The 14,126-nt window shown below is 46.5% G+C and carries 16 protein-coding genes; all 16 read right to left on the reverse strand.

The window, feature by feature from the left end; genetic code table 11:
• Positions 1 to 396 (reverse strand): GNAT family N-acetyltransferase (locus tag Q8K48_01775; protein ID MDP1851126.1); only part of this gene is annotated, 396 nt, incomplete at its 3' end.
• Positions 393 to 932, reverse strand: a complete 540-nt coding sequence (gene tsaB / locus Q8K48_01780; GenBank protein MDP1851127.1) for a tRNA (adenosine(37)-N6)-threonylcarbamoyltransferase complex dimerization subunit type 1 TsaB — start codon at positions 930 to 932, stop codon at positions 393 to 395. The genes tsaB and Q8K48_01775, both read right to left, overlap by 4 nt.
• A complete protein-coding gene (tsaE, locus tag Q8K48_01785) occupies positions 929 to 1,363 on the reverse strand; it encodes a tRNA (adenosine(37)-N6)-threonylcarbamoyltransferase complex ATPase subunit type 1 TsaE (protein ID MDP1851128.1) in 435 nt (144 codons plus the stop codon). The genes tsaB and tsaE overlap by 4 nt, the downstream gene beginning before the upstream one ends.
• Before the next feature lie 75 nt (positions 1,364 to 1,438).
• A complete protein-coding gene (locus Q8K48_01790) occupies positions 1,439 to 3,082 on the reverse strand; it encodes a hypothetical protein (GenBank protein ID MDP1851129.1) in 1,644 nt (547 codons plus the stop codon).
• Positions 3,082 to 4,371, reverse strand: a complete 1,290-nt coding sequence (locus Q8K48_01795; GenBank protein ID MDP1851130.1) for an ABC transporter substrate-binding protein — start codon at positions 4,369 to 4,371, stop codon at positions 3,082 to 3,084. The genes Q8K48_01790 and Q8K48_01795 overlap by 1 nt, the downstream gene beginning before the upstream one ends.
• Before the next feature lie 33 nt (positions 4,372 to 4,404).
• Positions 4,405 to 5,337 (reverse strand): branched-chain amino acid ABC transporter permease, encoded by a 933-nt coding sequence (locus tag Q8K48_01800; protein ID MDP1851131.1) that lies wholly within the window; start codon positions 5,335 to 5,337, stop codon positions 4,405 to 4,407.
• Between the two features lie 55 nt (positions 5,338 to 5,392).
• The gene (locus Q8K48_01805) at positions 5,393 to 6,298 is read right to left on the reverse strand and encodes a branched-chain amino acid ABC transporter permease (GenBank protein ID MDP1851132.1); all 906 of its coding nucleotides are present in this window, start codon (positions 6,296 to 6,298) and stop codon (positions 5,393 to 5,395) included.
• 2 nt (positions 6,299 to 6,300) lie between these two features.
• Positions 6,301 to 7,011, reverse strand: a complete 711-nt coding sequence (locus Q8K48_01810; GenBank protein ID MDP1851133.1) for an ABC transporter ATP-binding protein — start codon at positions 7,009 to 7,011, stop codon at positions 6,301 to 6,303.
• Positions 7,008 to 7,775, reverse strand: a complete 768-nt coding sequence (locus Q8K48_01815) for an ABC transporter ATP-binding protein (protein MDP1851134.1) — start codon at positions 7,773 to 7,775, stop codon at positions 7,008 to 7,010. Before Q8K48_01815 ends, Q8K48_01810 begins: the two co-directional genes overlap by 4 nt.
• The gene (gene alr / locus Q8K48_01820) at positions 7,765 to 8,868 is read right to left on the reverse strand and encodes an alanine racemase (protein MDP1851135.1); all 1,104 of its coding nucleotides are present in this window, start codon (positions 8,866 to 8,868) and stop codon (positions 7,765 to 7,767) included. Before alr ends, Q8K48_01815 begins: the two co-directional genes overlap by 11 nt.
• Positions 8,868 to 9,212 carry a holo-ACP synthase gene (locus Q8K48_01825; protein MDP1851136.1) on the reverse strand — a complete coding sequence of 115 codons (345 nt, stop codon included), beginning with the start codon at positions 9,210 to 9,212 and terminating at the stop codon, positions 8,868 to 8,870. Before Q8K48_01825 ends, alr begins: the two co-directional genes overlap by 1 nt.
• Positions 9,213 to 9,222: 10 nt before the next feature.
• The gene (locus Q8K48_01830; GenBank protein ID MDP1851137.1) at positions 9,223 to 9,873 is read right to left on the reverse strand and encodes a phosphatase PAP2 family protein; all 651 of its coding nucleotides are present in this window, start codon (positions 9,871 to 9,873) and stop codon (positions 9,223 to 9,225) included.
• On the reverse strand, positions 9,874 to 11,712 hold the full coding sequence (gene glmS / locus Q8K48_01835; protein ID MDP1851138.1) for a glutamine--fructose-6-phosphate transaminase (isomerizing): 1,839 nt from the start codon (positions 11,710 to 11,712) through the stop codon (positions 9,874 to 9,876).
• Positions 11,713 to 11,720: 8 nt separating this feature from the next.
• Positions 11,721 to 13,061 (reverse strand): phosphoglucosamine mutase, encoded by a 1,341-nt coding sequence (glmM, locus tag Q8K48_01840; GenBank protein MDP1851139.1) that lies wholly within the window; start codon positions 13,059 to 13,061, stop codon positions 11,721 to 11,723.
• A gap of 25 nt (positions 13,062 to 13,086) precedes the next feature.
• Positions 13,087 to 13,575, reverse strand: a complete 489-nt coding sequence (gene rpsI / locus Q8K48_01845) for a 30S ribosomal protein S9 (GenBank protein ID MDP1851140.1) — start codon at positions 13,573 to 13,575, stop codon at positions 13,087 to 13,089.
• 9 nt (positions 13,576 to 13,584) lie between these two features.
• Positions 13,585 to 14,037, reverse strand: coding sequence for a 50S ribosomal protein L13 (rplM, locus tag Q8K48_01850; protein ID MDP1851141.1), 453 nt, complete (start codon positions 14,035 to 14,037; stop codon positions 13,585 to 13,587).
• Between the last annotated feature and the right edge of the window lie 89 nt (positions 14,038 to 14,126).

The raw sequence follows: 14,126 nt of genomic DNA on the forward strand, positions 1-14,126 counted from the left end.
AGAGATTCTCAAATATCCGAGAGATTCATATAAAGGAATTGCTTCTAGGTTATCTGTCTTTACTTCCAACATCATCGCGTTTGAGCCTTGCGTCTTTGCCCATTCAGTGAGGAGGGCCATTAACGCTCTTGCAATGCCATGGCCGCGATGCTCTGGAATAACTCCAACGGTCAAAATATCTGCTTCAGTTCCCCCTGGTGCAAAAACACCTGCATATCCAATAATATTTTGTGCTTCATCAAGGGCAACAATATAATGTCGGGTTGGAGCAGAAATCTCTTCTCTGTATTGGCCAGATGACCAAGGTGAGTAAGGGAACAATTGTTTATCCAGCGAAACCATAACGGGAATATCTTGCGCGTTGGCACTGCGATACGTAACTCCATTTTTAGTCATGGTTGGCGATCCGCCGTTGCAACAGCATCAGGATGACGCAGATAAATTGGTTCCGTGATGCCTCCTTTAAGTGAGACCATTGCTAGCAAATCAGGAAATAAATTGCTATAAATTTCAGCGCCTTCTACTGCGGCTGGAAAATTAACTGCAGGTTCGCCCACCCGAACTCCGTCAACATAGCGAGCCCAATACACCTCTTTGCGCCGCGCATCGACAGTAACAATAAAATCCTTAGACTGAACTTGGGCTGCAATAGCATCGAGTGAACAAATGCCGCGTACCGGAATAGAGCGTGCTAAGGCAAAGCTGTGTGCGAATGCGATACCAATACGAAGACCTGTAAATGGTCCCGGTCCCATTCCAACTACTACTTCATCAATTGTGCGGCTTTTGATAGCTTCCTGCACTAATGCAGGAAGAGCTGGGCCATGGGCAGTAGCTCCATCTTTAAAGCCACTCCAGAGTAATTCACCAGCTTCAATAATTCCCACGCAGGTTCTAGATGTCGATGTATCAATAGCTAAAGTAATCGTCATAGTGAAAAACCCGACCAACGCTCACCAACTGCTCTTATTTGAACTTTTCTAATCTCATCACTTCTATCGATGGTGATCTCTAAGCGATCTTCACTCAAACGTGCCGATTCCGCGCCACCCCACTCGATAACAGTGACGCAGTTTTCAATGTCTAGATCTAAATCATCGATGTAGAGGCTGGGATTGTCGGTATCTAGTAAGCGATAAGCATCGACATGAATCATGGGTAAGGCAGCTTTATGTACTCGAGAGATAACAAAGGTCGGCGATGTGATATCAGTGATTCCCAGGCCACTACCAATTCCTTGGGCTAAAACTGTTTTACCGGCACCGAGCGGACCATTAATGAGAATTAAATCTCCCCGCCTTAGACGCGGCGATAGTTTTTTACCGATATCAAACATCTCTTCGGCACTGGCTGCAGTAATCATGAGGGCTCAAGAGTAAAGGAAAACGGGGGTCTGGCTTTCGGCCAGACTCCCGTTATTTCCCTCGTTTTTTACGTTTTACTGGTTGTAGTACTTAAGTAGTGGAGCATAGAAGTTCCGATCGACAACGAGATTGCCCGCCTTGCGGCCTGCCGAAACGATTGGGCCACCTGATGGCAACGTCCCGGTGAGTCCAGCACTTACCAAACTCTTCGCAACAAGCACTAGCTGTGCCGATGTGAAGTTACAGTGGTTAGTGCCAGATGCTGCAGGAGTTGTTGTAATTGGAGAGCCCGCATCTGTAAAGGTTGTGTAACCCTTACTTGGCGTCATGTTCCACAACATCAGTAGCCTATTGGTAGGTCCTTTGTAAGACCTAGTTGTCTTATATGCAGCAAAGGCAGCTAATTTTTCATCTGCAAATTGCTGGGCATAGGCATCAACGATGCGTTGTGAGGCACCTGCAGGTGTAATTGGATCTGCGACACCTGTCATGAGGATGGTTGGAACATTGATTTTTCCGGTATTGCTATGGAGTGCATTCATCTTCGCAATTGCAGCTGCATTTCCAACGGCGCGTGGTGCACCCGGATTTGCAGTAGAAAGTGCGCCAAGTAATACATCGATAACTGTATTGCCAGAAAGAGCAGCGTTATATATAACTCGCTCGTTTTCAATTCGAGCGGCGTAATCAGTCATTGTGTTATCAAAGATTGCACCCCCTGCTTGAAGTTCAACATCTTGTGTTGCAAGTACAGCAAGTGCTGCAGCATTAGTTCCATTTTCTAGAATTGCTAACGCGGGACTAATTGCTAATGGGAATGAGAGTTTTAGAGCTCCTTCTGGTCCTCTAATTGAGTCGAAGTGAGCCGATTGCGTTGGAAGTCCAGACATTAAACCGAGCAGCAAAAGTGCGCTGCGAGGTGGAACTCCGCCGGCAGCAAGAGCCTTGCCTGTTGCAGATGATGTATCTGGCCAAGCATTAGTAGAAAGCGATGCCTGCAACTTACCCATAACCGTAAAGACTTTAACTAAGTCGCCATAAGCCTCAGCATTACCTGCCGCTCCTGCCGAATAATTACCGCCCTTAATTGTTGGATCGAAAAGCACCTTAAGACCCCACAAGAAATCTCCAGCCATTGTTAGCTCAGCTGGAATATTGTCGGCCATGCACATTGGTGCTGCTGCAGAGATGAGATTTGGATACTTCTCTGCAAGTCCCTGAGTGATAACTCCACCAAGAGATGATCCCCACGCAACAATTTTTGTAGTCTTTGGGAACTGCGCTTTGAAGACACCAATTAACTCAACGTTTGTAGCTATCGCCGAATCTGGATTCCACCCTTGTCGGGCAAAGCCAGAACCCACGACTGCGACACCTTGGCTAAATAAGTACTGTGCAACTGCCGCATTTCCACCCGGAATAGGCTCTGGTGTATTAGTAACTTTGTATCCACCAATGAGGGGAATTCCAACTGGAATATCTATGTTGTAACGATATCCATGTGAGTACAGAGCGACAGTTCCGTTAAAATTAGCTGGAACCATCATTGAATACGGAGCACCATCCGATGTCACACCAACGCATGATTGAATTGGAGATTTTCCATCGCATGCAGGTGCAGCGTTAGCTGCAACTGGGATCGAAACAATGATTCCAGTTACGAGTGCGCTCGCACTAAGAAGTGCGTAGATTCGCGTTTTAGCTGAAGTAGGTCTCATTAGTTTGGTAATCCCTTCGCTGGCATCGCTGGGCGCTTGTACGTAGATTTAACAACTGCGCCTGCACCTGAATCGGTCGTGTAGGTGACATACGTTCCACCAAGTGGAAGTAGGTCTCCTGTTGGAGAATACTTGCCAACCCAGTAGCCAGTTAGTCCTACGTGACTCTTAGCTGAGTATCCAACTGGAGTAAGCGCAGAGTTAGCTAAAGTAGCGCCTTTAGTATTTAGAACTGCCATCAATGACTTACGCGTTGGATTTTGACCCGCCGCTTTTAGAGCTTGAGCAGTCATGAAGGCCGTGTTCATACCAAGTAAAACATTGAGATCAAAGACTGATCCTGGAACGGCTTTGGCATAAATATCTGAGAAGAGTTTGATGTACTCATCGTTTAAATCAGTAGTAGCTGGCACCGGTGAAAAACCAATGGCGTTATATAGAACGCCAGCTGGAACTCCTGTTAGCTTGATAGTTGTAGCATCGCCACCAACTGAGCCAAGCATCCACTGCGGTGCATATTTCAACACAGCGGCCGTACCGAGCATTGCAGAAGTTGCACTCGATACTCCGAAGAGAATTACGACATCGGCTTCAGCGGCCTTGAACTTTGTAATCCAACCCGCAGCAGCTGCAGCGCCTTGCGAGCCTGATGCATATGGAACTTTTACTGCAAAGTTGATACCGGCAGTTTTAAAACCTGCCAGCGCATCGCTACCAAAGTCATCATCTTGATACAGCAGGCCAATTTTCTTGCCCGCAAAGTTATCCTTGATGTATTCACCCATGATCTTGGCCTCCATAATATATGAAGGTAAAATTGCATAGGTAGTTGGGTACTTCTTCACATCAGCAAAGCCGCTAAATCCAGTATTGACAAATAGAACTGGAACGCCACGTCTAGCTGGGTTAAGCGAAGAAGCAACTGCCTTTACATTCGCAGTTCCTAAGGGTGCTAGTAGTGCCATGACTTTATCTTTTAAGATCAGTTCGTTGGTCTTGGCTACGGCCTCAGTTGGAACATAACGATCATCTTTAACTATGAGAGTGATTTTGCGACCGTTGACTCCACCATTTGCATTCAGATAATCGAAGTAAGCCTTCGCGGCTCCTGGGATCTTGTTGTAACCAAGGGATGCTGCTCCGGTCATTGGAAGTGTCATTCCGAGTTTGATTTCAGATGACGCAACTCCAACTTCTCTCGCGTTTGCCGGAACTGCTGTTGCAGTCAAGCTCGCTACGGCTAGTACCGCAGAAACTGAAATCAGTTTCCGGCGATTCATTGCTTTCATGTGTTTCCTTCCATCGAGGGTTTGGATAGAGCTTTACAACTTTTTCTTTGCCGCTTTTTTAGCTGCACGCGCTCGATGTTGTTCAACTGGTCCATTGGGTACAAATAGAACAGTCACAATCAAGAGCGCACTCACTATAAAGCCTGGCAAATTTGTAGTGATGTTCTCGGAGCTTCCGATGCGGTGTGCCACCACATCGGCGATCTCTGGGATTGCCACCAATGTCACTGCCCCAATCATGACCCCTGAGAGGGTACTTACGCCAGAGAGAACCGCACCCGTCAGGAGTGCAAATGAGAGAGTCAGCGGAAAGGCGCTGGGTGAAACCGTTCCAATTGTCATGGATAACAGGGCGCCGGCTAAGCCAGCAATCCCGGCACTTATGGTGAAGGCCAGAATCTTGCTTCGGCCGGTATTGATGCCGCAGATCTGGGCGGCCACCTCATTGCTTCGGCCTGCGCGCCAATTTCGACCATATCGAGAACTCAAAATATTACTGAGGAACCACGTTGAAATGAGTGCGGCTAAGGCCGCGATCCAAAAGTACCACTTATATTGAGTGAAATCTTCGCCTAATCCAAGAGGCGGAAATCCAACATCAAAGAGAAGTCCTTGCTCTCCGCCGAGAATGGAGAATTGATTGGCAAGTGATGGAAGACCGATTGCTAGCGCCAACGTTGTGCCAGCTAAATACGGACCAGATAATCGCGCCGCTGCCGCGCCAAGAAGTGCACCCCCAACTGCTGCTGCCAAAACTGCAATAAAGAAAGTTACGATGATTGGAATTTGAAATTCATTTCGCGCAAGCGTTGCACTATATGCACCAATTGCCATAAGAGCGCCATGACCGAGTGAGACTTGACCTGAATAACCGGTAAGTAAAATGAGTGATGAGATAGCAATAACGAATACTGCAATTGATGCACCTTGATACACACGCAGTTCATCTACGCGGTTACTTGCCAAGAATAAGATAAATCCAAAAATTAGAAATAAAGCGAAATGAGCACGGGGCTTTAGCTTATGCACGGCGCCCTACCTTTACTCCAATTATTCCCTGAGGGCGTATAAAGAGAACTAATAATAGAACCACAAAAGGTGCGATAAAGAAAAGACCACTGCTGACATACATTAAAATAAATGAAATAGTTAGTCCTAAGAACATTCCACCGATTACTGCGCCAAGCAAACTATCAAGTCCTCCAATGACTGCGGCTATAAAACCAGATACTAAGAGAAGTGAAAATTCAATTGAGTCAGGTGAGAAATTTCCATTTCCATTGACGGTCTGAAAAACTCCAGCAACGGCACCTGCCGCACCTGCTAACGCCCATCCTAGAGTTCTTATCAGATCCACTCGTATTCCAGACAGACGTGCAATTTCAGGAGCGTATGCCGATGCACGAAGCGACAGGCCTAGATTTGTTCGTTGAAAAAGTAGTGTAAGTAAAGCCATCAAGATTAACGTTGTGATTAAAATAAGTAGTTTTAGGGGTGAAAAGACTAAAACTTCTCCGTTGACTGTAAATCCATTATTAGAAACAGGTGGAAGAATTCGTAAATCTTGGCCGCCCCAAATCATCGCAATTACCGAGCGAATTAACCCCAATAATCCAAGGGTTGCAATAATTGGAGCTACACCTGCAATTGGACCACTCGATGAGTGTTTAACTAAAACACGCATTAAAATAACTTCTACAAGTGCAGAAAATATTGCTCCACCAAGCATCGCAATCGGCAAAGCGATCCAAAATGATCCAATTCGGGTTACTGCTTCATATCCAAAATATGTTGACAGTAAAGCCATGCCAGCCTGAGCAAAATTGATGACTCGTGTGCTTCGCCAAACTAATACAAATGCAATCGCCATTAGTGAGTAAATAGAACCGGCTGTAATTCCAATTAAAATCGTGTTTAGTAATTGCATAATTAATACCCCAAATAAGCAGCGCGCACTGCTGGGTCATCTATGAGCGCTTGTGCATGATCAACTGCGACTACTTTTCCAAGATTTAGAACAATTCCTAAATCTGCAATTCTGAGAGCACCCATCGCATTTTGTTCCACCAACACCACGGTCAAACGCATTGATGTAGTTAATTCACGAATTGTTTGAAAAATCTGCTCAACAACAAGTGGAGCTAATCCGAGCGAAGGCTCATCAAGAAGAAGTAGTTTTGGTTTTGACATCAATGAGCGGCCAATTGCTAGCATCTGACGTTCACCACCTGAAAGCGTGTCCGCTCTTTGTGTCAATCTCTCACCAAGACGTGGAAAAATTGAAACTACTAAGTCAAGAGTTTCAACCATCTCTTTCTTATCACGTCGCCAAATAGCACCTAGCTCAAGATTCTCTTTGACGGTTAACTCTGGGATTACAGATTTGCCTTCGGATACATGTGAAATTCCTTTTCTTACTAATATCTCAGGTTTATCTCCAAGAATTGACTCGCCCATCCAACTAATTTTCCCATGCGAAGCTTTATTCAAGCCAGAGATTGCCCTTAATAAACTCGTCTTTCCAGCTCCGTTTGAGCCAATCACCGCGGCCAGTGCTCCAGTTGGTATCGCGAGTGAGAGTGAGTTAATTGCTCGTATGGCACCATAGTGAACGCTTAAATGAGAAACATTGAGTGTCATTTATTCACCGTTCCTAAATATGCTGCTATTACCGCTGGATCTCGTCGGACAGTTTCGGCGCTGCCGCTTGCGATAACTTCGCCAAAGTTGAGTACATATAGTTTGCTGCAGACTGACATGATTACATCCATGTGGTGCTCAACCAGTAGTACCGACATCTGTGTGCTCAAATTTCGGATGAGCGTATTCATCCACTCGATATCTTGTACCCCTAATCCACCGGCAGGCTCGTCCAACATTAAAATTTTTGGTTCACTCACCAGAGCTCGAGCAATCGCAACTCGTTTGGTATCGGGATACGACAAAGTATCGGCACGACGAGCGGCAAGGCCACCTGCGTAGACGCGCTCGAGAGCGATTCGTGCCCTTTCACGAATTCGATTCTCATCTTTAATATTTCTGGCGAACGCAGCCGAAACTAAACCGGTTTTCGCTAAGTGTTGTGCACCGATCATTACATTTTCTAGAACACTTAAATCCCCGAATAAACCGACTCCTTGTAGCGTACGCGCGATTCCAAGGTCAACTAACTCATCAGTGCGAGGAAAATCACGACGCGCACCTTGTAAAAAAAATCTGCCCTCATCTGGAACCACGAGTCCGCACAGCGCATTAAATAGAGTGGTCTTGCCAGCGCCATTTGGACCAATGAGACCAACGACCTCATTGCTGCCGATCTCAAGGTAGACATCATTGAGTGCCCGAAGACCGCCGAAGGAGATAGATACTCCCTCGATATGCAACGCTGCAGTTTTAATAGACATGAGGTGCATAGATTCTAGGCACCCTTGGCCCAATTCGTGTAACTATCTCGTAGTTAATTGAAGCCGAAGATGCCCCCCAATCATCGGCCGTGTACTCGCCATGCGTGCCATCGCCAAAAATAACCACCCAATCCCCGGATTTCGCCGTGGATTCTGGACCCAAATCAACTACAAATTGATCCATGGATACTCGCCCGATAATGGGCGCTCGTCTGCCTTCGAAAAAAACTCCAGCTCCTTGAGCAATTCGTGGTATTCCATCGGCATAACCCATCGCAACAATGCCAAGCTGTGTATCGATTTTCGTTATTGCACTCGCGCCATATCCGATGGGAGAGCCAGCTGGTACATGTTTTACCAAATGAAGTTTTGCACGCAGCTGCATTGCAGGTTTTAAGCCTAAGCTAGCACTATCGCCAAGGTTTTCTACATCGGGTGATAATCCATACATAGCAATGCCAGTACGTACTAAATCAAAGGCAGCTTGATGGTTTTTTAATGTTGCAGCCGAGTTAGATAGGTGTTTGACGAGTGGGTTAACTCCGATTCTCACCAATTGCGCGAGCATTTCTTTGAAGCGAATGATTTGATCGAAGTTTTGGCTTTGCTCTGGTTCGTCTGCACGTGCAAAATGTGAGAAGAAACCAACGACTTCAACAAAAGAGAAATCTGCCTTTAATAATTCGGGCCATTCATTGAGGAAACCTCCGCGATTCATTCCCGTATCGACCTCGATGTGAATTCGTGCTTTGATTTTTAATGCAGAAATCTCTTCTAATGCAGCTAAACAAGAGACTGCGACGTCGATATCGTGGCTATGGGCCGCCCTAAAATCAGATCCCGGTGGCAGCAACCAAGCGAGAATTGGGATTCGAACACCGTGAGTTCGAAGTGCGATTGCCTCTTCAAGTAAGGCGACACCTAACCAATTAGCTCCAGCTTTTTCAGCCGCTAAACCAACTTCGATTAAACCATGACCATATGCATCGGCTTTAACAACCGCTAATAGATCAACGCCGCTTATTGATTTCAATGTAGAGATATTGGCAGTGATCGATGCGACATCGATTCGAGCTTCGGCGCGGTGCTCCATTACCTACGCTCCACGACAACCATTGCCGATGCGATACCAGCATCGTGCGAGAGCGAAAGGTGGACATCTGCGCCATCAATTAAATCGGCGATTTCTCCACGAAAGAGAAAAACGGGCTTACCGTTTTCAAGGTTTATTACTTCGGCATCGTGCCAAGCAAGGCCTTTTCCAGCACTGATCGCCTTAGCTAGAGCCTCCTTTGCCGCAAAGCGGGCGGCAAGTGAGGCAATTGGTTTAGTACGTTCACCTTCAGTAAAGAGCTTCTCACGCAGGCCAGGGGTTCGATCAAGTGAGGATTTAAAGCGTTCGATATCGACCACATCGATGCCAATCCCATCAATCATGCAGGAAATCCTAGTGCAGTTGACTCTTAGAAGGAACGTAGCGATCTACCGCAATTACAGCCACTAATAGTGCGCTACCTATAAAAAGTCCACCAAGTAAATCGGTGAACCAATGTGTATGACGTATGAGTGAGACAACGCAAACGGTTAATGAAATTGTCACAACTCCTGCACTTGCTAGTCGACCTTGATACCTATCAACACGGGCGTATCTATAGATTATATAAGCCAAAATTCCCCATGTCAGAACGGCATTCGATGCATGACCGCTGGGATATGACATTCCTCCGGCATGAAGTAAATCAATACCATCGCGGGGTTTAGTTCGTCCAAGAAATATTTTAAAAACTCCCACTACAAAATTGAGTGCGAGCAGAGATAAAACAGCCAAGTTAAGTGGACGCCAAGTTTTGAATGTGTAAGCGATATATGAAGCTGCAATTATTAGTATCACTGTAGTTAACCAACGTGCGCCTAAGTCATCTAAACGCCTTAGTAGAAAACCCGCAAAACCCTCAAACTGGGGTCGGTGCGTTCGGTTTACATCCTTATCGAAATTAACAAGTGGGCCATTACTTAAAACTTGTTGTGTCACAGCAAGAAAGCCGACGAATAGAAGTGCCGACCACCGTAAAGCGCGAAACATTTGTGCTTTACGCACTTATTCGACCGTAACTGATTTTGCTAAATTTCTCGGCTGATCTACATCATTGCCACGAGCTACCGCCATCTCATATGCAAAAACTTGTAGCGGCACTGTTGCAAGCACTGGCTGAAACAGTGCCGGTACAACTGGGATGCGAATTATATGTTCAGCACCTTCAACTCGTGCTCCTTCTTCTGCGATGACGATAACTCGGGCACCTCGCGCTTTTACTTCTTGAATATTACTGAGCATCTTTTCATCTAGTGCGTGCTCATGGCCTGCAGGTAATATTGCAATAACGGGTGTTCCGTTATCAATCAATGCGATGGGGCCATGTTTAAGTTCGCCTCCAGCAAAACCTTCGGCATGAATATATGCAAGCTCCTTTAATTTAAGCGCACCTTCAAGGGCAACGGGATAACCGATATTTCTGCCAAGAAACAAAACGATGTTGTTGTCAGCAAAACTGCGGGTTAATTCACGAAGCGGTTCGACGGTTTCAAGAATCTGTTCTATTTTTCCTGGGAGCTCCAGTAGCTCGTTATAGAGCTCTGTGACTTGATCATCGTTGAGCGCACCATTGACTTGGGCTAAGTGCAGACCAATGAGATATACCGCAATCATTTGTGTTAAAAGCGCTTTAGTTGATGCAACGGCAATTTCTGGTCCTGCGTGTGTATACAAGACGGCATCTGATTCACGTGGAATTGTCGAAGAGTTAGTGTTGCAGATTGCTAAAACTCGAGCCCCAGCCGCTTTAGCATGACGCACGGCCATCAACGTATCCATCGTTTCACCCGATTGAGATATAGCAATCACCAAGGTCCCGGTATCTATGATCGGATCTCGGTAGCGATACTCACTAGCAATCTCAACTTCTACCGGAATCTTCGCCCATTTTTCTATGGCATATTTGGCGACCATTCCTGCGTGATATGCGGTACCACATGCAATGACTGTTATCTTTTTTAGCGCTCTTATCTCATCGGGGCTCATACGTAACTCATCTAAAACTATCTGATGATTATCACTTAAGCGGCCGATTAAGGTATCGGCAACGGCTTTAGGTTGTTCGAAAATTTCTTTTAACATGAAGTGGGTGAAGCCACCTTTTTGTGCAGCGATAGCGTCCCAAGAAATCTCATACTCCTTGGGTTTAATTGCTACGCCTTCAAGGTCGGTGATTTCTACGCTAGTTGGAGTGATGGTTACAACTTCATCTTGGCCGAGCTCTATGGCTCGCTTGGTATAGTCAATAAAAGCTGCAACATCTGATGCCAAAAAGTTTTCGCCGACGCCGAGGCCGACCACAAGAGGAGAGTTACGACGTACTCCTACGACAATATCGGGGGCATCGGCATGGATCGCAACAAGGGTAAATGAGCCACGTAAGGCTTTAACTGCATCGCGCATAGCCGCTGATAAATCACCATTTCGTTCTTTGCGAAGATCACTAAGTAAATGAGCGACGGACTCAGTATCAGTCTCAGAGGAAAAAACATGTCCGCGAGCTTCTAAGTTGTTACGAAGTTCGGAGTAGTTTTCAATAATTCCATTATGAATAACCGCCAACTTGCCCTCATTATCAAGGTGAGGGTGTGCATTCCGATCGGTTGGACCGCCGTGCGTTGCCCAACGAGTATGCCCAATGCCCGAATGCACTACAGGAAGTGAACCATCGAGTGCGTTCTCTAAATTTACAAGTTTGCCTGCTCTTTTTTCAATAAATAATTTGCCAGGAACTCCCAGTGCGATTCCGGCGGAGTCATAACCTCGATACTCAAGTCGTCGCAAACCCTCAATGAGTGGCGTAATGGCAGATTGTGGCCCGCTGTAACCCACAATTCCACACATATATTTTTCTACCCCAATTCAGCTTTAACGATATCTGCGAGCGATCTAGCGATTTCTTCGGCAAGGTTATCACTGGCAGCCTCAACCATCACTCTGACGAGCTCTTCCGTACCCGATGCTCGCAACAAGACTCTTCCACTATCTCCAAGTCGATGCTGCGCTGCTTGTACCGCCGATGAAATCTGTGCTGATGCGTGAAGCTCTTCTTTCTTAACATCACGCACATTTATGAGAACCTGCGGAAAACGCTGCATCGTTGCGGCCAACTCGTGCAAAACCATACCGGTTCGCACAATTTCTTGTAGAAGTTGTAACGCCGTTAGTATGCCATCACCCGTATTAGCTAGATCGCGCATAATCACATGCCCCGACTGCTCGCCACCTAATGAAAAATCGTTAGCAATCATATTTTCCAATACATAACGATCTCCAACAGGCGTCGTAACTACTTCAATGCCTGATTCTCGCATCGCATGCATAAAACCTAAATTGCTCATTACCGTCCCAACAACGGTGTTGCCCTTTAACGTGCCACGCGCCTTGAAACCTCGCGCCAAGATAGTCAGAATATGATCGCCATCGATTTCATTTCCGGTGGCATCGATTGCTAAACATCTATCGGCATCACCATCGTGGGCAATACCAACATCAGCGCCTTCTCGCAAAACCGCTGCACGTAATTGATGCAGATGTGTTGAGCCGCACTCTTCATTGATATTCCAGCCATCTGGCTGATTAAAAATCGCAATAACTTCGGCGCCAGCTCGACGATATGCTTCAGGTGCCACGGTAGATGCCGCACCATTAGCGCAGTCAACAACAATCTTTAAGCCTTTAAGAGGAGTATCAACCGAGGCTAAAAGATGCTTCAAATACCGCTCAGTTGCGCTGTCATCATTAATTACTCGACCAACATTGCGACCAGTTGGTCGCTTCCAACCTTCACCCATTCGAGCCTCGATGCGTGCCTCAATAGCATCATCTAACTTGCCGCCACCTCGTGCAAATAACTTAATTCCATTATCTGGCATTGGATTATGCGATGCGCTAATCATGACGCCGAGATCGGCCTTACTTTCGGCAACTAAGTGTGCAATCGCTGGCGTCGGTAAAACTCCAACACGATAGACATTGATTCCGGCGCTCGTTAATCCAGCGACAACGGCTGCCTCTAAAAACTCTCCAGATGCGCGCGAATCTTGACCTACGATCGCCGTCGGTCGGTGATCTCTATTAGAAGAGCTTTCCACCAAGATGTGCGCTGCGGCAACTGCGAGATCGAGTGCTAATTCAGCGGTGAGTTCGCCATTGGCTAAGCCACGAATTCCATCGGTACCAAAGAGTGCCATTGGAACTCCTCTACTTAAATGTAAATTAGCGCTTGCTGTATTGTGAACGCTTACGGGCCTTCTTAAGGCCGTACTTCTTTCGCTCGATAACCCGTGCATCACGTGATAAGAAGCCAGCCTTCTTTAGCGCTGGACGGTTAGCTTCCTCATCAATTTGATTCAGTGATCGTGCAACGCCGAGACGTAGTGCGCCTGCTTGACCAGATACTCCACCACCATTGATGCGTGCAAAAACATCGTATTGATTTTCAGCACCTACTGTGCGAAATGGCTCTGAGACTGATTGTTGGTGAACTTTGTTTGGGAAGTAATTCTCAAGAGCTTTACCGTTAATGATCCACTTTCCAGTTCCTGGAGTTAAGCGAACGCGTGCAACGGCTTCTTTACGACGACCTGTGCCGCCACCTGGAGCTTTAATTGCTGGGCGGTTAGTTGCAGCTGCAGGAGTTGATGAAGTGTATGAAGTAGGAACTTCGTTCTCATCGAGATCATTAATAGTTGTGTTCTCTGACATTTCCATCCCTTACTTCACGATTTGTGAAACTTGTTCGAATAAATATGGTTTTGGAGCTTGTGCAGCATGCGGGTGGGTTGGACCGGCATAAACCTTTAGCTTTGAAGCGATATCACGCCCAAGTCGATTCTTAGGAATCATTCCCTTGATTGCTTTTTCAACAGCGCGTGTTGGGAACTTCTCAAGAAGCTCGCCGTAAACCGTAGAAGTTAAACCGCCTGGGAAACCAGAGTGATGATGTGACCACTTAGTCTTTGCTTTGTTACCTGACAGAGCGATTTTTTCTGCATTAATAATGATGACGAAGTCGCCCATGTCCATGTGAGGAGCAAATGTTGCCTTGTGCTTTCCACGAAGTAGAACGGCGGCATGTGTTGCAAGGCGGCCCAAGACCACATCTTGCGCATCGATGACATGCCACTCACGGACTGCGTCACCGGCTTTTGGACTATATGTACGCACGCTCTTGCCTACCTTCTATTTCGAGTTATTTCATTAAGCGCCCTCAAGGAGCGCAGAGGAGTAAGGGTACCTGTACGCGGGAGATGGGT

Source organism: Candidatus Planktophila sp. (assembly GCA_030681675.1).
Lineage (GTDB): Bacteria > Actinomycetota > Actinomycetes > Nanopelagicales > Nanopelagicaceae > Planktophila.